Annotated in this window: 19 protein-coding genes and 1 tRNA gene; 19 read left to right on the plus strand and 1 reads right to left on the minus strand. The window is 35.9% G+C overall.

The window, feature by feature from the left end; genetic code table 11:
- The first annotated feature begins 232 nt into the window (after positions 1 to 232).
- Positions 233 to 1528 (plus strand): N-acetylglucosamine MFS transporter NagP, encoded by a 1296-nt coding sequence (gene nagP / locus ACMVDV_RS15845; protein ID WP_416158751.1) that lies wholly within the window; start codon positions 233 to 235, stop codon positions 1526 to 1528.
- Positions 1529 to 2159: 631 nt separating this feature from the next.
- Here nagP and ACMVDV_RS15850 read toward each other — a convergent pair.
- A tRNA-His gene (locus tag ACMVDV_RS15850) sits at positions 2160 to 2235 on the minus strand.
- A gap of 282 nt (positions 2236 to 2517) precedes the next feature.
- Here ACMVDV_RS15850 and ACMVDV_RS15855 point away from each other — a divergent pair.
- The 18 genes from ACMVDV_RS15855 (at position 2518) to ACMVDV_RS15940 (ending at position 22265) form a co-directional block, all read left to right on the plus strand.
- Positions 2518 to 3336, plus strand: a complete 819-nt coding sequence (locus ACMVDV_RS15855; protein WP_416158752.1) for a mechanosensitive ion channel family protein — start codon at positions 2518 to 2520, stop codon at positions 3334 to 3336.
- A gap of 32 nt (positions 3337 to 3368) precedes the next feature.
- Complete coding sequence (locus ACMVDV_RS15860) at positions 3369 to 4145, plus strand: DUF481 domain-containing protein (RefSeq protein WP_416158753.1); 777 nt, start codon at positions 3369 to 3371, stop codon at positions 4143 to 4145.
- Positions 4146 to 4270: 125 nt separating this feature from the next.
- Entirely contained in the window at positions 4271 to 6940 is a 2670-nt protein-coding gene (locus tag ACMVDV_RS15865; RefSeq protein ID WP_416159104.1) for an SLBB domain-containing protein, read from the plus strand.
- 54 nt (positions 6941 to 6994) lie between these two features.
- Positions 6995 to 7963 (plus strand): Wzz/FepE/Etk N-terminal domain-containing protein, encoded by a 969-nt coding sequence (locus tag ACMVDV_RS15870; protein WP_416158754.1) that lies wholly within the window; start codon positions 6995 to 6997, stop codon positions 7961 to 7963.
- Positions 7964 to 8048: 85 nt separating this feature from the next.
- Positions 8049 to 9056 carry an exopolysaccharide biosynthesis polyprenyl glycosylphosphotransferase gene (locus tag ACMVDV_RS15875; protein WP_416158755.1) on the plus strand — a complete coding sequence of 336 codons (1008 nt, stop codon included), beginning with the start codon at positions 8049 to 8051 and terminating at the stop codon, positions 9054 to 9056.
- Complete coding sequence (locus ACMVDV_RS15880; protein WP_416158756.1) at positions 9056 to 10159, plus strand: glycosyltransferase family 4 protein; 1104 nt, start codon at positions 9056 to 9058, stop codon at positions 10157 to 10159. Before ACMVDV_RS15875 ends, ACMVDV_RS15880 begins: the two co-directional genes overlap by 1 nt.
- 1 nt (position 10160) lies before the next feature.
- Positions 10161 to 11636: an oligosaccharide flippase family protein gene (locus tag ACMVDV_RS15885; protein WP_416158757.1), complete on the plus strand. Its 1476-nt coding sequence runs from the start codon at positions 10161 to 10163 to the stop codon at positions 11634 to 11636.
- Positions 11637 to 11737: 101 nt separating this feature from the next.
- The gene (locus ACMVDV_RS15890) at positions 11738 to 12691 is read left to right on the plus strand and encodes a hypothetical protein (RefSeq protein ID WP_416158758.1); all 954 of its coding nucleotides are present in this window, start codon (positions 11738 to 11740) and stop codon (positions 12689 to 12691) included.
- Complete coding sequence (locus ACMVDV_RS15895) at positions 12688 to 13884, plus strand: O-antigen ligase family protein (RefSeq protein ID WP_416158759.1); 1197 nt, start codon at positions 12688 to 12690, stop codon at positions 13882 to 13884. The genes ACMVDV_RS15890 and ACMVDV_RS15895 overlap by 4 nt, the downstream gene beginning before the upstream one ends.
- The gene (locus ACMVDV_RS15900) at positions 13881 to 14894 is read left to right on the plus strand and encodes a glycosyltransferase (RefSeq protein ID WP_416158760.1); all 1014 of its coding nucleotides are present in this window, start codon (positions 13881 to 13883) and stop codon (positions 14892 to 14894) included. The genes ACMVDV_RS15895 and ACMVDV_RS15900 overlap by 4 nt, the downstream gene beginning before the upstream one ends.
- Before the next feature lies 1 nt (position 14895).
- The gene (gene rfbB / locus ACMVDV_RS15905) at positions 14896 to 15960 is read left to right on the plus strand and encodes a dTDP-glucose 4,6-dehydratase (protein ID WP_416158761.1); all 1065 of its coding nucleotides are present in this window, start codon (positions 14896 to 14898) and stop codon (positions 15958 to 15960) included.
- A 2-nt stretch (positions 15961 to 15962) separates the two neighbouring features.
- Positions 15963 to 16826 carry a glucose-1-phosphate thymidylyltransferase RfbA gene (gene rfbA, locus ACMVDV_RS15910; protein WP_416158762.1) on the plus strand — a complete coding sequence of 288 codons (864 nt, stop codon included), beginning with the start codon at positions 15963 to 15965 and terminating at the stop codon, positions 16824 to 16826.
- Between the two features lie 8 nt (positions 16827 to 16834).
- On the plus strand, positions 16835 to 17389 hold the full coding sequence (gene rfbC, locus ACMVDV_RS15915) for a dTDP-4-dehydrorhamnose 3,5-epimerase (RefSeq protein ID WP_416158763.1): 555 nt from the start codon (positions 16835 to 16837) through the stop codon (positions 17387 to 17389).
- 3 nt (positions 17390 to 17392) lie between these two features.
- Entirely contained in the window at positions 17393 to 18217 is an 825-nt protein-coding gene (locus ACMVDV_RS15920) for an NAD-dependent epimerase/dehydratase family protein (RefSeq protein WP_416158764.1), read from the plus strand.
- Between the two features lie 32 nt (positions 18218 to 18249).
- On the plus strand, positions 18250 to 18762 hold the full coding sequence (locus tag ACMVDV_RS15925) for an acyltransferase (protein WP_416158765.1): 513 nt from the start codon (positions 18250 to 18252) through the stop codon (positions 18760 to 18762).
- A complete protein-coding gene (locus ACMVDV_RS15930; protein WP_416158766.1) occupies positions 18744 to 19343 on the plus strand; it encodes an acyltransferase in 600 nt (199 codons plus the stop codon). Before ACMVDV_RS15925 ends, ACMVDV_RS15930 begins: the two co-directional genes overlap by 19 nt.
- Positions 19344 to 19442: 99 nt before the next feature.
- A complete protein-coding gene (locus ACMVDV_RS15935; RefSeq protein WP_416158767.1) occupies positions 19443 to 20855 on the plus strand; it encodes a mannose-1-phosphate guanylyltransferase/mannose-6-phosphate isomerase in 1413 nt (470 codons plus the stop codon).
- 3 nt (positions 20856 to 20858) lie between these two features.
- Positions 20859 to 22265: a phosphomannomutase gene (locus ACMVDV_RS15940; RefSeq protein WP_416158768.1), complete on the plus strand. Its 1407-nt coding sequence runs from the start codon at positions 20859 to 20861 to the stop codon at positions 22263 to 22265.
- Positions 22266 to 22297: the final 32 nt, after the last annotated feature.

A 22297-nucleotide genomic window follows, 5' to 3' on the forward strand; every position in this document is an offset into this window, starting at 1 on the left:
GAAAGGGCCTAATAGGCCCTTTTTTGTACCGTTGTAAAATAAATAGTTACTAGTAATATGGCTGCAATTAACGTAAAGTTTTATGGCAGCGCTGTCATTTTTGTTGCGAGAGTGTTGTTAATTTCTCGCCAATATGTAACATAATGCAGCAACGCTAATCGTCGCTTTAAGTCTAGATAAACTTAATTGAAATAAATAATTATAACGATAGCTCGCAACAAGAAGAAGTTTTATGGAAGCCACTGTGTCAAAAACAAATAAACAAAGTAATTTTATACCCATGGCCATAGTCGCCACGTTATTCTTCATTCTAGGTTTTGCAACCTGGTTGAATGGTTCACTCATGCCTTACTTAAAGCAAGTATTGCAGTTGAGCCCATTTCAGGCATCGCTGATTTTATTCTCGTTTTACATAGCGGTAACGTTTACTGCAGTACCATCGGCGATGATCATCCGTAAAGTCGGTTACAAAAATGGTATGGCTATTGGTATGGCAACTATGATGGTTGCAGGTCTATTGTTTATTCCTGCGGCTAAAACTCAAGTGTTTGCGCTATTTTTATTTGCACAATTAGTGATGGGCGCAGGGCAAACATTACTACAAACTGCAGTTAATCCTTATGTAGTACGCATTGGGCCTGAAGAATCAGCCGCAGCACGCGTTAGTATTATGGGCATACTAAATAAAGGCGCAGGTGTAATTGCACCAATCGTATTTACCGCTTTAATTTTAAGTGACTTTACCGGCTTGGTTGGTAAAGACTTATCGCAAGCTGAAATAGATTCAATGGCAAACAGCCTTATTTACCCTTATTTAGGCATGGCTTTATTTATTGGTGCACTTGGTTTTGCAGTAACTAAGATGCCAGTACCAGAGTTAATTGATGACGAAGAGCAAGGTGCTAAAGGGCAGGTTAAAGCGGCACTTGCACATCCAAGCCTAGCGCTAGGTGTAGCCGCATTGTTTGTATATGTAGCCGTAGAGGTTATCGCTGGTGACACAATTGGCACGTTTGCGTTATCGCTAGGTATTGAAAAATACAGTGTAATGACGTCGTATACCATGAGCTGTATGGTACTAGGTTATATTTTAGGTATTGTGCTTATTCCGCGTGTTATTTCGCAGCAAGCAGCATTAAGTGCATCAGCAATATTAGGTTGTGTGTTAACACTTGCAGTCGTGTTTAGTGATACAAGTTCAGTGGTTGTCGCAACTGCACTGGGCTTAGAAGTGCAATTACCTGATACACTATTGATGATAGCTGTGCTAGGATTTGCCAATGCGATTGTATGGCCTGCTGTATGGCCGCTGGCGTTATCTGGTTTAGGTAAATTAACCAGTGTTGGCTCGGGCTTATTAGTCATGGGTATTGCCGGTGGTGCATTTGGACCATTATTCTGGGGCCTAGCAAGTGGCGGCGTTGATTCAGCTGAAGCACAACAAGGCGCTTATATCGTCATGTTACCTTGTTATTTATTCATTCTTTTCTATGCTGTTAAAGGGCATAAGATGAAGAGCTGGAAATAGATAACTTCCTAGATACTAGGAAGACAAAGGTGCTAGGAATAAAGCTAAAACATTTTTGACAGTAAAGTAAATGGCTCAATACTGTTTTGTAGAACCTAGAACCTAGAACCTAGAACCTAGAACCTAGAACCTAGAACCTAGAACCTAGAACCTAGAACCTAGAACCTAGAACCTAGAACCTAGAACCTAGAACCTAGAACCTAATTTTTGAAAAGAATTTCTATAATGTAGAAATAATCCCGTGTGTAATGCCACCGAAAGGTGGCATTTTTTTGTCTGCAAGAAAGCAGCTTGCGAGCTGGCGAGAGTAAAGTTAGCGAGGGTACGCTAATCGGAGCTAAGCGCTCTCCTACAGGTGTGTAGGTGCATATTATCTTGTAGGAAATGGCTTCAGCCATGAATGGTATGGATTCGCGCTGTAGCTATGTATTTTTCTGCACTGTACATTCACAACCAAACTTCGCGACTAAAGTCGCTCCTACGAGGTATACGCGTAGGAAATAGCTTTAGCTATGAAGCGTATGTTTTAATATTTAAATTATGAAGCTTTATAAGGAGTCAAATCTATTTGTTACAGTGAAGAATTAGAAAATAAAAACTTTAAATTAGGAATTACTAAGAAGGGAAAAGATGGGGCGATTGACGGGGCTTGAACCCGCGACAACCGGAATCACAATCCGGGGCTCTACCAACTGAGCTACAACCGCCACAACACACCTTGTTTGGTGTGGCGCGGATAATACATAAAATAATAAATGTTGTGAAGGGTTAACAGCAAAAAAAATGAAAATAATTTAATTTTTTTAATTTTTGTTTATAAAATGGTCACTGAGGGGGTTTTAAAATCATTTTTTAATCAGGTAAGGTTAAACAAAGCCAATACTAAAAGCTTTGTTTAACATTTTAATACATAAATTAATGAAAAAATAAATTGAAATCAGATATAATTTAGCCAGCAAACTGCTTAATACTGAATATCAGGAGTGATAATGGATACAATACTTAACTGGATAAACGAAAACTCAGGTTTGATCATTCATTACGGCATCCAAGCTGTAATTGCATTAGTGATCTTTTTATTGGGTGGTCGTGTTGCAAAATTTTGTTCTAACCTAACTGAGAAAGCATTCGACAAAAAGAAAGTAGACAAGGCTGTAGGTTCTTTCGTATCAAGCATTGTTTACGCCATCGTATTTATGGCAACTATCTTAATGGCGCTTTCGCAAATTGGCATTGAAACAACTTCATTTATTGCAATTTTAGGTGCTGCTGGTTTAGCTGTTGGTTTAGCATTGCAAGGCTCACTTTCTAACTTTGCATCTGGCGTACTTATTATCTTACTTCGCCCTTTCAAATCGGGTGATTATGTCGAAGCTGGCGGTAAAGCTGGTACAGTTAAGAAGATCGAAATATTCTCTACTGAATTACGCACACCAGATAACAAAGTTATCATCATGCCAAACTCTAAAATTATGTCGGACTCAATTATTAACTATTCGCGCGAATCAACACGTCGTATCGATTTAGTTATAGGTGTTGGCTACGATGCCGACTTACGTAAGGCAAAAGAAGTTCTTAAATCAGTACTAGACAATGAGTCGCGCATTTTAAAAGATCCAGCATATACAGTCGCAGTATTAGAATTGGCTGATTCAAGCGTTAACTTTGTGGTACGTCCTTGGGTTAATTCTACCGATTACTGGCCAACGTATTTTGATCTAATGGAAAATATTAAAATTTCATTAGATGATGCTGATATTACCATCCCATTCCCGCAAATGGATGTTCATTTGCACAAGCAAGATTAATCAACCATACAAGTAACAAAGGTTATTTTTTAATGAAATTAAAGCTTTTATCAATTTTAGTTGCAGTGTCGGCTACAACTAACGCATTCGCAGAAGACGCTAGGACATGGGAAGTTACCAGTGAGCTAGGTGCAATTATCACCAGCGGTAACACTGAAACAACCACCCTTAAAGGTGGCATCAAAGCGTTACATAACTTAGAAAGCTGGAACAACGAGTATAAAATTAACGGTCTTTATAAAGAAGACGACGTTGAAAATGATGCTGGTATAAAAGAAACCCAACGTACTAACGAAAAATATTCGTTATCAGCGCAAGGTAACTATAAATTAAATGAAGATCATGCTCATTTATATATCTATGGCTCACATGTTTCAGATTACTTTGGCGCTTATCGCAGCGAGTCGGTTATTTCAGCTGGTTATGGTCAGCGTCTGTTAGATCGTGCTGACATGTGGCTAAATGCTGAAATTGGTCCTGGTTATAAGTACTTTCAATACCCTGATACAAGTAGTGAAGTAGATGAAAATGGTAACTCTTTAGCCGGTGAGCGTGAAGGTGAAGTTATTGCCTTAGGTAAGCTTGATTATAATTGGCAGATTTCAGATAACGCGAAGTTTACTCAGTTAGTTGCCGTTGAATATGGTGATACCAACACTAAAACCCGCTCAGAAACTGCACTGTTAGCTAAGATCAACGGTTCATTACAAATGAAAGTTGCTTACAACATCACCAACAACTCAGATGTTGCTGATGATAAAGAAAGCACAGACACTGAAACGTCGCTGACACTGGTTTACAGTTTTTAACAGTTTAGCCCTGTTTAGTGACATTTAAGTGAAATAAAGGGACGAAAGTCCCTTTTTTATTTGTAGTGAAATAATGTAGAATAGCCAATCTTTTGGCTGTAGTTCTTGGGATAAACCTACTTGTGATGCTTTTTAAACGATTTTTAATAACATTTTTACTGTTAACAACTGCATCTGCATTTGCATTTACACCGAGTGCGGCGCAGATTGAGCAATTTAAAAAGCTTCCTAAGGCGCAACAAGAAGCGTTAGCAAAACAGTATGGTGTCGATTTATCCACAATTACAGGTAAATCATCATCAAGCTCAATAAAAGAAGATGAGCCTACAATTCAGCCCCGCCAATTACAAGAAGAGCCTGAGTTAACAGACGAAGAACGCTTTAAGCCGCAATTAGACGAAATAAAACCATTTGGCTACGAGTTATTTTCTGGCGAACCAACTACATTTATGCCAAGTGAAAACGCGGCAGTACCAGAAACATATTTAATTGGCCGTGGTGATCAATTAAAAATTAATTTTTATGGCAAAGAAAGCGAAAGCTATGAAGTTAATGTGGACCGAGAAGGCCGAATTAATATCCCTAATTTAAGCCCTGTTGAAGTTGCTGGGCTTACATTCGGCGAAATAAAAGAACTTATTAAAGCCAAAGTTGAACAAGAAGTTATAGGCGTAAAAGCGTTTGTATCGTTAGGACAATTACGCAGTATGCGTATCTTAGTATTGGGTGAAGCGCATAAGCCAGGTAGTTACAGCGTATCGTCTCTAACAACTGTGTCGCATGCACTGTTTATCAGTGGTGGTGTATCAGAAATTGCATCGTTGCGTAATATTCAAGTGAAGCGCGCAGGTAAAGTCGTTGCAAACTTTGATCTTTATGACTTACTGATCAAAGGCGATAGCCGCAATGATATTATTTTAAAGCCTGGTGATGTGGTATTTATTCCATCAGTTGGTTCACAAGTAGCCGTTGAGGGGTTAGTGAAGCGCCCAGCTATCTTTGAGTTAAAAAATAATGAAAACGCGCAAGATATATTAAAAATGGCCGGTGGCTTGAAGCCTGAAGCGTATGCACAAAAAGCAATTGTAGAGCGTTTTAATAATTACAATACGAAAGAAATTTTATCAGTAGACTTTAGCGGCAAAGAAATAGCTTATATCCCGCGCGATGGCGATCGAATTCGCTTTAATCCTGTAAGCTTACAGTATCAAAACTCAATTAGTGTAATTGGTGCTGTTGCACGACCAGGTAATTATCAATGGCATCAAGGTAAGCGTATTTCCGATGTATTTACTTCAGTGCGTGGTGATTTGTTACCACAAGCTGACCTTAGTTACGCTTTATTAGTGCGTGAAATTAATATTTCAGGTGATATTGAAGTGCGTCAATTCGACATAGCGCAAGCTATTGTAAAAGCAACTGCACATGATTTTGAGTTAAAAACAAATGATAAACTATTAGTTTTTAGTCGTTACGAAGAAAAAGAAGCTGAAGAGTTAGCTTTAAAAAATATGGCCCTCACCGAAGAACAACAAGCGCAGCAGGTGAAAGTTCAGCAATGGCATAAATACCAAAAGAAAGAGTTTGAAAAATACATTGGTGTTGCTACAGATGATATGGAATTACAACTAAACGATAATTCGAACTTAACTATTGCGGAAATCTCAAAACGCAAAGCTGAAAAAGAAGAACAAAAACTAAAGCCTGAAGATTATGCTCTGTTTAGTCGTAATAACCTACTAAAGCCGGTTATCGCAAAGTTAAAACTGCAAGCAAATGTTAGACAAGCAATGCAACTGGTAGAGATAAATGGTCATGTTACTTATCCAGGGATTTATCCATTAACGATAGGTAGTGAGGTCAATGATCTTATTATCGCAGCCGGTGGCCTACTTGAATCTGCTTATACAGAGCAAGCTGAAATTACCCGTATATTAGCTGGTGATGCATCAAAAGTAGAGCATATTAAGTTTAATTTACATAAAGCTATACTTGGAGAGTCTGATGATAATCGCATCCTTCGTAGTAAAGACAGTTTAAATGTATTCTCAATCCCTAACTGGCAAGAAAATGTAAAGGTTGAGCTAAAAGGTGAAGTTAAATTTCCAGGAACGTATACAATTCGTCGTGGTGAAACATTAACTAACCTACTAGAGCGTGCCGGTGGGTTTTCAGAGTTTGCTGAAGAAAAAGCAGCTATTTTCACTCGAGAGTCAATTCGTAAACAAGAACAACAGCAACTCGCTAAGTTATCTGAAGAATTACGCAGAGATATAGCACAGAAGAGTTTTGAAAATTCGGTCGGTAGTAATTCACTTTCGTATGATGAGATGAATAAGTTACTCAATGATTTAGCTAATGTAGAGGCGGTTGGTCGACTCGTTATTGATCTTCCTTTAATCGTTGAAGACAAACAACGCCTAGTACTGCAAGACGGTGACACTTTATATGTGCCAAGTAAACGTGACTCTATTAGTGTAATCGGCGAAGTAAACTACGCCACATCGCATTTATATAAACCAGGAACCAGCTTTGAAGATTATATAGCCCTAAGTGGTGGTTTAAAAGAGCGTGCGGATGATGAACGGATTTACATTATTAAAGCAAACGGTTCAGTTAAAATTCCAGATAGTGGTAGCTGGTTTGCTGTTAATGATTCTCAGCTAATTGAAGCCGGTGACACAATAGTAGTGCCGCTTAATTCAAATTATATGGACAACCTCACGCTGTGGAGTACCGTTACACAGATCGTTTATCAACTTGGTGTAGCAGTTGCTGCGATTAGTAGTATTTAAATTGTGATTGTTGCCACTTGTTTGTTAGATATAAAAGTTTGAGACAAATTATTAATGTCAGATAAAATAGAAAGTCCCTTGAATTTAAATCGAAAATTTAAAAGTAGCTTTATTAATGGTGATGTAGATCTCCGTTTATTGGTTGGAGTGGTTTGGCAATCAAAATTAGCTGTGTTTATTAGCATTATAACTTTTACTATTTCTGCAACCTTATATGCTATCAATCAGCCAAATATATATCAGTCAGAGGTTTTATTGGCACCAGCTGATTCAGAACAGAGTGGAGGGGGATTAGCTGCATTGGCTGGACAATTTGGTGGGTTAGCGAGCATTGCAGGAATTAATTTGGGCGGTGCGGGCAGCGTAAGTAAAATACAGTTAGCTGTTGAGGTCGTTAAGTCAAGGCGCTTCATTTTTGATTTTATAGAACGCCACAATATATTATTAGAGCTTATGGCAGCAGATGGCTGGGATATGGGGACTAATGTTTTAAGTTATGATGAAGATATTTATGATGTTAATACAAATCAGTGGGTTCGGAATGTTAGTGCACCACTCAAAAAAATACCTTCATTACAAGAAGCATATAAAGAATTTCGCAATATTTTCTATATTTATATAGATGAGGAAACAGGCATGATTCGAATATCAATTGAGCATGTATCCCCATATATTGCCCAACAGTGGGTTAACTGGCTAGTAAAAGATATTAATAACGAAATGAAAGAGCTTGACGTCAGCGAGGCAAAAAAAAGCACTGAATTTTTAAAGAAACAGCTTGAATTAACAAATGTTGCAGATATTAAGAGTGTTCTTTACTCTTTAATTGAAGAGCAAGCAAAAACGATCATGTTTGCCAATGTAAGAGATGAATATGTTTTTAAAACAATAGATCCAGCACTTATTCCTGAAGAAAAGATAAAGCCGAAACGGGCAATTATGTGTATTTTAGGCGGTGTTTTTGGATTAATTGTAGGTGTTCTTTTTGTTTTATTTAAAAGCTTAAGAGTGAAGAATTCTTGAGAGCCAGTTAACAGGGCTAAGTTTCGATTTAGAGTAGTTAGATAGCTAATATGTTATTATTATTAATTATGAGGGTGAGCGCTTTATGAGCCTCAAAGTTACTTCAATAAGCAAAGAGCAGCAAAGCTTTGAAGAAGAGTTAGACTTCTTGTCTTTTAAAATACAAGAAAGCTTTAAATCAAAAAAAGAAGCTTTTAAGCAAGGTGTTATCTACGTGTATTGCCCAATGGAACAGGCTGCGAAGATTGGTGATGTTGTTGCTGATTACTCATTCGATATTGTGATTAATGATTACAGCATTCGTGACTTTAGTAAAATGGTGATCTGTCATTATCAAAGTGCATATCTAACCGGTGTACAAAGAAAGTTTTTAATAAATGCTACAGAATGTGGTGCTTGGGTTGAGCCTTTGGTTAGCTACTTAGATGAAAGGCTTTGTTATACAGAAGTAAAATTACTTCATAGTAGCTATTTTCTTCATCAGAAAGCTTTTTCTATTTTATCTACAAAAAGAACCCAATTAGCAAAGAGGGTTGTAGATATTATTTCTGCAGGACTACTTTTTTTAGTTACGCTGCCATTTTTACTTTTAACTATCCTATGCATTAAACTTGAAAGTAAAGGGCCTGTATTTTATAAACAAAAACGTACTGGACAATATAACCAAGAGTATTATGTCTATAAGTTTCGCTCAATGTTTACCAATGCTGAAGAGAAAGGGGCTCAGTGGGCCACTGAAAATGATAGCAGAATAACGAAGGTTGGCCGTTTTATTAGGAAAACTCGTATAGATGAATTGCCCCAAATAATTAATATTATAAAAGGGGAAATGTCTATAGTTGGTCCTCGACCTGAAAGGGAAGTGTTTATAAAAGACCTTGAAAAAAACATTCCATATTACCGCTTTCGACATGCAGTAAAGCCAGGTGTGACTGGCCTTGCACAAGTACGTTACCCTTATGGTGCTTCGTTAGAGGATGCTGTTTGGAAACATAAGTATGATATTCACTACATCAAACATCACTCGCTTCTGCTTGATTTGAAAATTCTTCTTTTAACAGTAAAAACAGTTTTATTTGGTTTGGGTCGTTAATGAAAGTTTGCTATGTAATTACAAAAGCTGATGAGATTGGTGGTGCACAGATACATATACGTGATTTGTCAAAAAACCTACTTAAAGACGGGCATATACCAGTTGTTATAACAGGCGAGAAAGGTTTACTTACAGACCACTTAATTGCCATGGGAGTTGAAGTTCATGTTATAGAAGATCTCCAAAGAAAAATTTCGATAACAAAAGACTCGAAAGCGTTGATTCGACTAGCCAGATTATTAAAGCATATTAGACCTGATATTGTTTCTTTACACTCATCAAAAGCAGGTATTCTAGGCCGTATAGCATGTCGAATATTAAATATTAAAGTTCTGTTTACAGCCCATGGTTGGGCATTTGCAAATGGTGTTTGTGAAAGAGAAAAAAAGAAATATATCAAAATAGAACGTTTCTTTTCAAGCTTTGCAAATAGAATTATCACAGTATCTGAGCAAGATAAAAAGCTAGCTTTAGACTATAAAGTTGCTTCTGATAATAAGCAGGTAGTTATCCATAATGGTATGTATGATGTGAGTAATTTGGTACAAAATAAAGCTCACACTAATTCGGATACTATTAACTTAATCATGGTAGCTCGTTTTAGTGAACAAAAAGATCATTTCACTCTTTATCAATCATTATCTCGCCTCCAACATTATAATTGGCACTTAAGTTTGGTTGGTAAAGGTCCGTTATTGGAAGAAAATAAAAAAACAGTTGAAGAGCTTGGGTTATCAAATAGAATTTCATTTCTAGGAGAAAGAGATGATGTTGATCAGTTATTATTCCAAATGGATATCTTTTTACTTATAGCTAATTGGGAAGGTTTTCCTCGATCAATATTAGAAGCAATGAGAAGTTCATTACCCGTAATAGCTTCTGATGTTGGTGGTGTTAATGAAGCCATTAAAGATGGAGTTAATGGGTATTTAATACCAAAAGGATGCATTAAAAGTTTAACGGAAAAATTATCAATCCTACTAGAATCTAGTGAAAAACGAAGAGAGATGGGGGGAGTAAACCGCTCGGATTTCGTTAAAAACTTCACTTTTGAATCTATGTATCAAAAAACTCTTAAAGTTTACTTTGAGGCATTAAAGTAATATGCCCCAGAGCAATAATTCAAAAAACCTTGCTTTTATTCTTAGCGGGGTTTTAGTTAATGCAATAACTCTATTTGTTGTATATAAATATGTTCTTGTTACTTTTGGAGCTGAATTAGCAAGCATTTGGGCATTAGTTATGTCTATATCCGGAGCGGCTAAGCTAGCTGATTTTGGTTTAGCTACGGTTATGCCCAAGTTTATCTCAGAATCCATAGCTAAGAACCTTTCTGAAGACATAAATAAAGTGCTAGGTACGGCATTTTATTCTGTTTTAATCTTCGGCTTAGTAATTGCAGCACTGATATTTTTAGTTTTCACAGCTTTTGCAGGTAGCCTTTTTGATGCTGGACAATTAAATATTGCTAATGAGTTAATAGTATACGCGCTACCATCTTTTGTTGTTACAGCTGTCGGTAACTCTTTGTTGTACTCTTTAGATGGCTGGGGGGATGCTCATTTAAGAGCAAAAGTGACAATAATTAGTGTAATTATTTATGCGGTTCTTTCTTTAGTTTTATCAAGCTTCTTAGGACTTCCAGGCTTAATTCTTGCGCACTTAATGCAAGCATTATTCATGTTTTTACTAGCATCAATTTACTTAATGAAAAAAAGTAAGGTTTATTTTTTTCTTCCACATTATTTTTCATTAAAACATTTCAAACTAATGTTCAAAATATCGGTAAACATACAATTAATCTCTGTACTATCAATATTTGGGGATAATTTAGTTAAAATACTCATTGGTTATTATGCAGATGTAAAACTAGTCGTGTTTTATGAAATGGCTTCAAAATTAGTATCGCAAGTTCGAATGTTAGCAATCAATGGGTGTCAGCTGTTAGTTCCTATTATTTCTAAAATGAATGTATCTGAAAAAACAAACAGTTCTTCTGAATTAACTTACGACACCTTCAAAATATTAATGCCAATGAGCATAATAATTTTTTCAGGGTTATTCTCTATATCACCATTAATTTCTTATCTTTGGCTTGGTGAAGTGAGTAACGTGTTTATTTATACGCTTCTTTTATTGGTAATCGGTATGATAATGAACATACCAATATCACCTTTTTATTTTGCTAATCTAGCTGATAACAAAGTAACTATAAATTTAATTGGTCAATTTATTATTTCAATAAGCAATTTAGTTTTATCTATAGCGCTTGGTAGTTTATTTGGGTTTTATGGAATAGTAGTTTCATATGTAATGGCAATTTCTATTGGAAGTATATATATATTTATAGAACACTTGAAAAGGAAGAAATTAAACTTTGTTCTAGCCACTAAAAAGACAGTACTTCTTAACGTATTGCTTATTAGCCCTTTAGTAGCTGTACTCTACTTGAGATTGACTTACAGCTCAGATGTTATTCTTTTTTCAATTCCTTTAGCTATTTATTTCATTGGAATGGTCCTAAACCTATATTTTGGCGATCTATATTCTAAATTGCTTCAAAAATTTAGAAGGGGCTAGTTGGTTCCTGTAAGTGGTTCATGCTTAATCTGTTGAATTTTTAATTTTTCTGCAGTGGGCGATTTTTATTTACTCAAAAATGTAAGATGAATTGGATTGATATGTCAAAAAATATATTATTAATATGCCCTGACTTTTATGATTATAAAGAAAAAATTGAGACCGAACTTTTATCAAAAGGATATGAAGTAGTTAGTATCAAAGAAAGACCGCGTCGCTGGGTGTACTCATTAATTAAGCGTTTTTCTCCAGAGTTTTTGATGCGCTATTTCTATGATTGGTATTTTTGTAATTATCTAAATGTTTTAGATGGAGAGTATGATGAAATGCTTTGTATTAGAGGTGAAGTGATTAGTGAGAAGTTCTTAACTAAATTAACTGCTAAAAACCCACATATGAGAAAAATCCTTTATCAGTGGGATTCGGTGAAGGTAACAAACTTTATGCGAATTTTTGATCACTTTGACTCAGTTAAAACATTTGATTTTAATGATAGTGAAAAAATGGATTTGGAATATATACCATTGTTCTATGGTCAAGAATATGAGTTTGATTATTTAAATAGTGAAATTAAATACGACATAATTTATGTCGGCTCATTTAATAATGAAAGATATAAAGTGTTAAAGGAAATTGAAGAGCAGTGTAAACTAAAAAATATAAAGTACTATTTTCATCTTTATATATCACCATTAGATTTTATTAAGCTTAAATTATTCTCTAATCTAGTTGTTTCTAGAAATGATGTTAAGTTTGATATTTTAACACGTGAGGAGGTTGTGAGTCTAAATGCAAAGTCTCGTAGTGTACTTGATATTGAGAATATTAAGCAAACAGGTTTTACTATGAGGACTTTTGAGACTTTATCAACAGGTCGTTTACTTGTAACAACTAATAGTCAAATTGATAAGCTTCCTGAATTTAAAGATCAATATATACATATTGATAGGGAATGTATTGAATTACCTGAAAAGGTTAAACTTTTTGAACCTGTAAAGTCTACAGGTATTGAGCGGTACTCATTAAAAAATTGGCTTGAGTGTGTATTAAAGTGAAATTGCTTGCTTTGTATTTTTTTGCTTTGCCATTTACAAGCGCCTTTAATATTAGTTCAGTCATAACGATTCCAGTGCTATCGTTGATTTTATTTTCGAGTTACCACTTTGCAAAACCATTTGTTACTAGTAATTATTTATTTAAAGTAGAACCATATACATTATTAATACTTGGTTCGTTATTTTGTGGAGTTATATCCTTATACTACTCTGTTTTTGTTAAATACAGTTTTGTATATGCTCATGCTATTTCATTGCTATTTGTGTTCTTTGCATTTGTATTAATCCCTGCTAGAGGCTTGGCTGGAAAAAGCATAAATGTATTATTTAAACCTCTTCTATATAGTTTTATATTTGTATGCTGCTTTTGTATTTTCGAGTTTTTAACTTTAAATTTTTCGAGTGTAACGATTGTTAATAAAATTCCTAGGCCTGATGTTACAGATTACTCACCACTTTTTTTTCAGATATTATATCGTGCTCGTAGTACTTTTGAAGAGTCAGGACATTTCGCTTCATATTTAACGGTCGTTTTTCCTTTTTTGTATAGTTATTGTAATCCAAAAAATAAGAAAATTATAACAGGGTTGTTTTTTATTTCATTAGGTATGTCAGCTAGTGTTGGTGGGGTTATTGTATTAATGTTATTGATTTTCCCATTCTTATTATTTCAATTGGAGCGTAAATTCAAAGTTCCGCTTTTGATCGTTATTTCGTTAGCTGTGCTTATAGCGTCGCCAATAATAATAGAAAAGCTAATGGATATTTACAAATTTAAGGTGGCATCAGGCTCATTAACAGGGCGCTTTGACAGTTACCTCGATAGCATAAATTTATTCTTGGATGGAAGTATACTTAATATCCTGTTTGGATATGGACCTGGAAGTTACCAATATATGTATGTAGAGCCAGCAATTAATGCCTATTTAAACTTATTAAGAGATGTTGGTCTGTTAGGGCTTTTATGTTTTTTCTTGTTTATAAATTACCCAATCATTTCAATTTTGATGAGATTATCTATCCCTAACACAAAATACTTACTATCTAGTTATGGCTGGGCTGTCATTGTGACTACATTAGCGGTAAATTTTTGGCTTCTTTCTATACCAAATTATTTTTACCCCCACTTTTACCTACCACTTATCTTTTTTATTGGGTTAAAGAGATATGTATTTACAGAGAAATTAGAATGATAATTTTTTATAACCCGTATGAAAAGGGTTTTAACACAGGTGCAACTAGGCGTATTGAATTTTTAATGTCAGGGCTTGAACAGCATGATGTAAAATCACGCTTTTATAGCAAAGCAGAGCTTGAAAGTAATAAGTTGTTATCTATATTGATAAAAATACCAATACTAAATCGTATTTTTTATTTTTTTCATATTCTATTTTTTATCTGGCAAGGTCATAAAGTGGTGACAGAAGTAATTGTTGCACCAGTGTTTCTTAAAAATGTATATCTAACTATTCATGATCTGAAAGCTTTCGATATTAAAGCTCAGCGTGGCCGAGGTAAGAGGATTCTCTATACATATTTTTCTAAGCGGGCGAAAAACATAATTAGTGTATCCGAGTATACTAAAGATCAACTTATTAAGTTATGTGGAGTCAAAGCAAACCGTATCACTATTATTTACAACGGTATTAGACAGTCAAATTTAGAGCTTTTAGATAAATTAACACCAACGAAAAAGTACGACTTTGTTTACGTGTCTAGCTTTGCAAAACATAAAAGACATGTCCAGCTGATTGAGGCGCTACCGAAGTCAAGTTCTTTGCTTTTAATAGGGCGGGATTTTGGAGAGTTAGCTAATGTACATAAAGTTATTAAAGAACAGAGTTTAAATGTTACAGTTCGTACAGATGTCGAAACTGATTATGAGCTTTATTATAGTATGAAAAGTGCAGATATTGGTGTTTTCCCTTCAGTTTATGAAGGCTTTGGCATTCCTGTCTTAGAGTACTTTGCCGCTGATTTGTATGTTGTCACGTCAGATATACCTCCATTTAAAGAGCTTCAAAGTTTCACTAATTTACAGTACTCAGCTGATGACGCAGCTGAGCTGAAAAGCGTATTAAACAAAGCTTTACAGGAGTGTTCTATAAAAGAAACGAATCATATAGGTGATTTAACAAAGTTTAATGAATTAAGTTTAAGTAGTTGTTTAATAAACTTAATTTCAAAAGGGGATAGAGATTAAAATGAAAATACTAATTACTGGTGGTGCGGGGTTTATTGGCTCAGCATTAGTGCGTCATATTATTGAGAATACTTCAGATACTGTAATAAATGTAGACAAGTTAACTTATGCTGGAAACACTGAATCACTGTCAAGTATTGAACTAAGTGAGAGGTATTTTTTTGAGCAAGTAGATATTTGTGATCGTGAAAACATTGATATTTTATTCGATAAATACCAACCTGATGCGGTTATGCACCTTGCGGCAGAAAGCCATGTCGATCGTTCAATTGATGGTCCTTCTGACTTTATTGAAACGAATATTATTGGTACTTACCAGCTATTAGAGTCAGCACGTAATTATTGGGGCTCTCTAGGTGATATTGAAAAGCAAAGTTTTCGCTTTCATCACATTTCTACAGATGAAGTTTTTGGAGATTTAGAGGGGCCCAATGATCTATTTACTGAAAAAACTCCATATGCACCAAGCTCACCATATTCGGCCTCCAAGGCTTCAAGCGACCACTTAGTAAGAGCTTGGCAGCGAACTTATGGTTTACCTACAATTATTACTAATTGTTCGAATAATTATGGTCCGTATCATTTCCCTGAAAAGTTAATCCCGCTCGTAATTTTAAACGCATTAAAAGGTAAAGAGCTTCCCGTATATGGTGATGGTCTGCAAATTAGAGATTGGCTTTACGTTGAAGATCACGCACGAGCTCTTTATAAAGTACTAACCAATGGCGCGATAGGTGAAACCTATAACATCGGTGGTCATAACGAAAAAGCCAACATTGATGTTGTGAAAACAATATGCAATTTACTCGAAGAGTTAGTACCTGAAAAGCCAGCTGGTGTTGAGCAGTATCAAGATTTAATTACTTTTGTGGTAGATAGGCCTGGTCATGACGTTCGATATGCAATTGATGCAACAAAAATTGAAAATGATTTAGGATGGAAACCAGAAGAAACTTTTGAGTCAGGTTTACGCAAGACTGTAAAGTGGTATTTAAATAACACGAAATGGTGGGAAAGAGTATTAGATGGCTCATACTCATTAGAAAGATTAGGCAAAGGAGCATAGCTATGAAAGGGATTATATTAGCCGGAGGTTCTGGCACTCGATTACACCCAATTACAAAGGGGATATCAAAGCAATTGCTACCTATATTTGATAAACCAATGATCTACTATCCATTATCGGTATTGATGCTAGCAGGTATTAAAGATATTTTAATAATTACAACGCCTGAGGATTGCGATGGATTTAAGCGTCTTCTTGATGATGGGAGTCAGTTTGGTATCAATTTAGAATATGCATTACAACCAAGCCCAGATGGTTTAGCGCAAGCTTTCATTATTGGTGAGGATTTTATTGGTACTGACAATGTATGTTTGGCTTTAGGGGATAACATTTTTTTTGGTCAATCATTTGGTAAACAACTTATTCATGCGCGTGACAACCTTTCTGGAGCAACGGTTTTTGGTTACAAGGTAATGGATCCAGAGCGTTTTGGTGTTGTAGAGTTTGATGAGGATTTTAGTGCTATTTCTATCGAAGAAAAGCCTACAATTCCAAAATCAAACTGGGCTGTAACTGGTTTATATTTTTACGATAACTCCGTAGTTGAACTTGCAAAAACAATAAAACCTTCGGAACGTGGTGAGCTTGAAATAACTTCGATAAATCAAGCGTACCTGGAAAGGGGGCGGTTAAAAGTAGAGCAATTAGGCCGAGGCTTTGCTTGGCTAGATACGGGCACTCATGACTCTCTTCTAGAGGCATCGCAGTTTGTTCAAACAGTCGAAAAAAGGCAAGGTTTCAAAATTGCTTGTTTAGAAGAAATCGCTTTACATAACCAATGGTTAACTAAAGAGAAAGTTAAAGAAATAGGCCGTAGTTTAGCCAAAACTGGCTACGGACAGTACCTTTTAAATATAACTAAATAGATTTAAATATGAATGTTATTAAAACTAAAATCAAAGATTTACTTATTATAGAACCAAAAGTTTTTGGAGATGAACGAGGTTTTTTTTATGAAACATTTCAGTCAGAACGCTATAAGTTGGCTGGGATTAAAGAAGACTTTGTTCAAGATAATCGTTCAAGATCCACTAAAGGGGTGCTTCGTGGATTGCATTTTCAAAAAGTTAAACAACAAGGAAAGCTTGTAACAGTCACCAGCGGAGAGGTATTTGATGTTGCTGTAGACCTTAGGCCAAATTCAGAAACGTTTGGGCAGTTTGAGCATATAATTCTTACAAGTGAGAACAAACTACAATTTTATGTACCACCAGGTTTCGCTCACGGTTTTTGTGTATTGAGTGATACAGCTGATTTTCAATATAAATGTACTGACTACTATGATCCTACAGATGAGAGTGGAATATTATGGAATGATGCGTCATTAAATATTCCTTGGCCAATACAGAATCCATCACTCTCTAAAAAGGATCAAGAGCAACCCAGACTTGAAGAAATTAAAGCTTTTCTAATTAATGGTTGGAACTAATTAATGTCTTTATATACAATTTTTGGCGGCAGAGGTTTTATTGGTAGTGAGATTGTTCAGCAATTAAAAGCTAAAAACCATGAAGTGTTCATACCTCAAAGAGGGGATTCCTCTATATTTACTAAAGAGCTAGGCATCGTAATATATTGTGCAGGAAGCGGAGATTGCCAAAATGCTCCTTTTTCAGTATTTGAAGCCAATTTATCCCTTTTAGCAAATATTTTACAGAAATCAAAATTTGAAAAATTACTTTATATTTCATCAACACGTGTTTATATGAATCAAATTGAAAGTAATGAAAATTCAAATTTAACAGTAAGTTATGATGATAGCCGCAGGTTGTTTAATCTAACTAAGTTAACTGCTGAAGAGCTTTGTAAGAAAAGCGGCCGTAACGTTTATATTATTAGACCAAGCAATGTCTATGGGGTTGCTTTAGATAGTCCTTTGTTTTTACCCGCAATAACACGAAATGCGTTAAATCACGGTAAAGTAGATATGTTTGTCACACCGGAATACGCCAAAGACTATGTATCTGTCACTGATGTTGCAGACATAACTTGTAAAATAGCGGAGAAGCCTAGTCCGTCAAAAATTATTTATAACATTGCCTCCGGTGAAAATACATCAGCTCTGGAAATCGCAAAGTTACTTGAATTAGAAACTGGTTGTTCTGTGATTTGGCATGAAAATGAGTGTACTGATAAGTTTTCTGAGATAGATATTACAGCTATTAAAAGTGAGTTTAGTTTTGAGCCTTGTAATGTTTTAACTGATTTGACGCAAATGATTACTAATTTTAAAAAGGTGCTTACTACGCAAAGCTAAGTAACTTAATCAGAATGTCTATAAGGTGTATAATGAATATTCGAAAGCTTCTGGCTAATATTAGGTATAAGTATTTTAATAAAAGTAAGGTAGAAATAGCTCCTAGTGCAAATCTTCATTTCGGTGGTACATTCATCACTACAAATATAAGTGGAGTTTATTTAGATAAAATTAAAATTGAAGACAATGTATATATCGGACGCTATTTTAACTTACATACAGCATCAGGAATCCACCTTTCTAAAAATGTTGTGTTGAGTGACTATGTATACATTTCTACTTTAGCCCATGGTTTAGATCCTTTAAAAGGTCCAATTATGGAGCAGGCATGGACGGATAAAGGCCCAGTGTTTATCGGAGAAAGTTCATTCGTTGGGTTTGGCGTGACAATTTTACCTGGAATAAAAATAGGTAAGCATTGTGTCATTGGTGCAGGATCGATAGTTACAAAATCTTTCCCAGATTACAGCATGATTTCAGGAAATCCTGCAAAGCTGATCAAAACCTTTTGCCTTGAAACTAAGGAATGGCTAAAAGTATCATGAATGCTCTAAATTTATTAAAAAAATTACTCAGCAGAATTATAACTAGGGTCTTTTATAGTTTTTTCTTCCAAAGTATTGGGAAAAAAACAACGATATATAAACCATACCTACTAGCTAATACTCAACATATTACCATTGGTAAAAATTGCTCACTAAGAAAAGGGTTAAGGTTAGAGGTAGTACAGCCAGCCAAAGATCTCGTAATTTCAATCGGTAATAATGTCAATATAGAACAAAATGTACACATCATTGGGCACATCTCTATTAAGATAGGTAATAATGTCTCAATAGCTGGGCATTGTTCAATAGTTGATGTGGTTCACCCTTATGAGGATATACATAACGAGCAAAAAATTGGTGAGCGAATTTCACATGACCCATTTCCTGTTAGTATTGGCGATTCAACATTTATAGGTTTTGGGGCTCATATTGCACCTGGGGTTAGTGTAGGACGAAACTGTATTATTGGTGCCAACTCGGTTGTAACTAAAAATATCCCAGACTATTCAGTGGTAGCTGGAAATCCAGCCAAAGTCATAAAAAAATATGATTTTGAAGAACAAGCTTGGGTTAGAATTTAAAGCAAGTTGTACTTATATCATTCTCATTTATTAAGAACATGACTTGTAACTACATAAATAGCATCGAAAATTTAAGATATTGCTACATATAGGACTTATATGATTTTACCAGTAATTATGGCCGGTGGTTCCGGTACTCGTTTATGGCCTCTTTCTAGAGGAAACTACCCAAAACAGTTTTTAAAACTTATTGGTAACCAAACAATGCTACAGCAGACAATCGGCAGACTAAATGGTATTGACCACAATCCAGCTATGCTGATTTGCAACGAAGAACATCGCTTTATTGCAGCTGAACAATTACGCCAATTAGACGTTGAACACAGTGGAATATTTTTAGAGCCTGTAGGGCGTAACACTGCCCCAGCTATTGCTTTAGCAGCATTTAAAGCGTTAGAGAATAACCAAGATCCGCTGCTACTTGTTTTAGCCGCTGACCATGTTATTGAAGATCAGCAGGCTTTTCACCGAGCTGTAATAGAAGCTACTGAACTTGCTGAGCATGGTAAATTGGTGACTTTTGGTATTGTTGGAGATAAGCCAGAAACAGGGTATGGATATATCAAACGTGGCTTGGCACTAGATACCGGTTTTGTTGTTGATGCTTTCGTAGAAAAGCCGGACTCAGCTACAGCCAAGCAATATATAGAAAGTGGTGAGTATTATTGGAATAGCGGGATGTTTTTATTTAAAGCGAGTCGTTATTTAGATGAGCTGAAGACATATCGCCCTGATATTTATGAAGCGTGCGCAAACGCGATGCAAATGCAAAATAGCGATTTAGATTTTGTAAGGGTAGATAGAGAGGCATTTGAAGCGTGCCCAGATGAATCGATTGATTACGCGGTAATGGAACACACAAGTGATGCGGTTGTTGTTCCCCTAGATGCAGGCTGGAGTGATGTAGGTGGCTTTTCGGCACTTTGGGAAGTATCAAAGCAGGATGAAAATGGCAATGCATTTTCAGGTGATGTGAAAGCAGTTGATACTAAAAATACCCTTGTATTTGGTGAAGATAAGTTAATAGCCACTGTAGGGATAGAAAATTTAGTTATTATTAACACTAAAGACGCCGTTTTAGTTGCCCATAAAGATAAATCACAAGAAGTAAAAGCAATTGTGAACCAGTTAAAAGCAGAGCAGCGCTCAGAAGTTACATTCCATCGTGAGGTTTACCGTCCTTGGGGTAAGTATGACTCAGTTGATAGTGGTGAGCGATTCCAAGTTAAACGTATTACTGTAAAGCCTGGCGCCAAATTATCTGTGCAAATGCATCATCACAGAGCAGAGCATTGGATAGTTGTCTCTGGTACAGCTAAAGTACAAATTGATGATACTGAACAGTTTGTTACAGAAAATGAGTCGGTTTATATTCCAATTACTGCAGTTCATGCCTTGGAAAACCCCGGAAAAGTTGACCTAGAACTTATTGAGGTTCAGTCGGGCTCATATTTAGGTGAAGATGATATTGTACGGTTTGAAGATCGTTATGGCCGAATAGGGAATAATTAGTCGATGCTAGCGAATCAAGTTATTGCGCAAAGTGGTGTTTCATTCGGAACAAGTGGAGCGAGAGGCTTAGTTAAAGACTTTTCAGCTGATGTGTGCGCTGCATTTACAGTCGCATTCTTGGATGCTGTAAAAGCAGGCTCTAGCTTTAACCGCTTAGCAATTGCAATAGATAACCGACCCAGTAGCTATTTAATGGCCCAGGCGTGCGCAGCTGTATTAAAGCAGTTTGATATTGAAGCTGTTTACTATGGAGTTATCCCTACACCAGCGCTGGCATATAAAGCAATGCAAGATGGCATGCCAGCAATTATGGTTACTGGTAGCCATATCCCATTTGACCGCAATGGCTTAAAGTTTTATCGACCTGATGGCGAAATTAGCAAAGATGATGAACTCGCAATTGTTAGTTCGCCTGCAAACTTTACCTCAATTGAATCTATGCTAGCGCCTCTAAACATTGATAACAGTGCTACTGAAGCGTATATAAAACGCTATTCAAACTTATTTAGTGTTGATGCCTTAAAAGGGAAAAAAATAGGTATCTACGAGCACTCAAGTGCCGGTCGCGATATTTATAAGCAATTATTTGAATTATTAGGGGCTGAAGTTACCAGTCTTGAGCGAACAGATACTTTTGTTCCCATAGATACAGAAGCCGTATCTGCGGCAGATCAGCAAAAAGCACTGGATTGGTCTTCTTTATATGGTTTCGATGCTATTTTTTCCACTGATGGTGATGGTGACCGTCCATTAATTGCCGATGAGAAAGGCAATTGGTTGCGCGGTGATGTTTTAGGATTGCTTTGCAGTCAATTATTACAGGTTGAGGCTTTAGCTATTCCTGTTAGTTGCAATACAGCAATCGAAGAATCTAGCAGCTTTAAATCAGTCACTCGAACAAAAATTGGTTCACCTTATGTGATTGCTGAATTTGAAAGACTAGCAGAGTGCAATGCTAGTGTGGCAGGTTTTGAAGCAAATGGTGGGTATTTACTTGCGACAGATATGGAAGTTGGCAATGGTACATTAAAAGCTTTACCTACGAGAGATGCGCTGCTGCCAGCATTTGCAGTGCTAACACAAAAAAGCGCAGTATCAGAGTTGGTTGCACAATTGCCAGCAAGATATACTGCAAGTGATCGCCTACAAAACTTTTCAAGAGATAAAAGTGATAAGTTAATTCACACTTTAACGGCAGACCCATTGGCGCTTTTTGCATTATTAGGGTATAGCGCTGTTGCAAGCGTAAACACTATTGATGGACTCAGAGTAACATTCACTAATGGGGACATAATTCATCTTCGCCCGTCAGGAAATGCACCAGAATTAAGGTGTTATGTAGAAAGCGATAAGCAACTCTCTGCTGTTAATATTGTGAATAAAGTACTTCAATTAATATTTGTTTTTTAATAATCGCTATAATATCTTTAGAACCCCATTAA

Source organism: Pseudoalteromonas sp. ASV78 (assembly GCF_047806705.1).
Lineage (GTDB): Bacteria > Pseudomonadota > Gammaproteobacteria > Enterobacterales > Alteromonadaceae > Pseudoalteromonas > Pseudoalteromonas prydzensis_A.

What these genes read in the sequence shown, in the direction of transcription:
- rfbB (WP_416158761.1), top strand. Translation starts at nt 14,896, where the DNA reads ATGAAAATACTAATTACTGGTGGTGCGGGGTTTATTGGCTCAGCATTA.
- ACMVDV_RS15900 (WP_416158760.1), top strand. Translation starts at nt 13,881, where the DNA reads ATGATAATTTTTTATAACCCGTATGAAAAGGGTTTTAACACAGGTGCA.
- ACMVDV_RS15870 (WP_416158754.1), top strand. Translation starts at nt 6,995, where the DNA reads ATGTCAGATAAAATAGAAAGTCCCTTGAATTTAAATCGAAAATTTAAA.
- ACMVDV_RS15930 (WP_416158766.1), top strand. Translation starts at nt 18,744, where the DNA reads ATGGCTAAAAGTATCATGAATGCTCTAAATTTATTAAAAAAATTACTC.
- rfbA (WP_416158762.1), top strand. Translation starts at nt 15,963, where the DNA reads ATGAAAGGGATTATATTAGCCGGAGGTTCTGGCACTCGATTACACCCA.
- ACMVDV_RS15890 (WP_416158758.1), top strand. Translation starts at nt 11,738, where the DNA reads ATGTCAAAAAATATATTATTAATATGCCCTGACTTTTATGATTATAAA.
- ACMVDV_RS15855 (WP_416158752.1), top strand. Translation starts at nt 2,518, where the DNA reads ATGGATACAATACTTAACTGGATAAACGAAAACTCAGGTTTGATCATT.
- ACMVDV_RS15880 (WP_416158756.1), top strand. Translation starts at nt 9,056, where the DNA reads ATGAAAGTTTGCTATGTAATTACAAAAGCTGATGAGATTGGTGGTGCA.
- ACMVDV_RS15920 (WP_416158764.1), top strand. Translation starts at nt 17,393, where the DNA reads ATGTCTTTATATACAATTTTTGGCGGCAGAGGTTTTATTGGTAGTGAG.
- nagP (WP_416158751.1), top strand. Translation starts at nt 233, where the DNA reads ATGGAAGCCACTGTGTCAAAAACAAATAAACAAAGTAATTTTATACCC.
- ACMVDV_RS15865 (WP_416159104.1), top strand. Translation starts at nt 4,271, where the DNA reads ATGCTTTTTAAACGATTTTTAATAACATTTTTACTGTTAACAACTGCA.
- ACMVDV_RS15925 (WP_416158765.1), top strand. Translation starts at nt 18,250, where the DNA reads ATGAATATTCGAAAGCTTCTGGCTAATATTAGGTATAAGTATTTTAAT.
- ACMVDV_RS15935 (WP_416158767.1), top strand. Translation starts at nt 19,443, where the DNA reads ATGATTTTACCAGTAATTATGGCCGGTGGTTCCGGTACTCGTTTATGG.
- ACMVDV_RS15885 (WP_416158757.1), top strand. Translation starts at nt 10,161, where the DNA reads ATGCCCCAGAGCAATAATTCAAAAAACCTTGCTTTTATTCTTAGCGGG.
- ACMVDV_RS15940 (WP_416158768.1), top strand. Translation starts at nt 20,859, where the DNA reads ATGCTAGCGAATCAAGTTATTGCGCAAAGTGGTGTTTCATTCGGAACA.
- rfbC (WP_416158763.1), top strand. Translation starts at nt 16,835, where the DNA reads ATGAATGTTATTAAAACTAAAATCAAAGATTTACTTATTATAGAACCA.
- ACMVDV_RS15860 (WP_416158753.1), top strand. Translation starts at nt 3,369, where the DNA reads ATGAAATTAAAGCTTTTATCAATTTTAGTTGCAGTGTCGGCTACAACT.
- ACMVDV_RS15875 (WP_416158755.1), top strand. Translation starts at nt 8,049, where the DNA reads ATGAGCCTCAAAGTTACTTCAATAAGCAAAGAGCAGCAAAGCTTTGAA.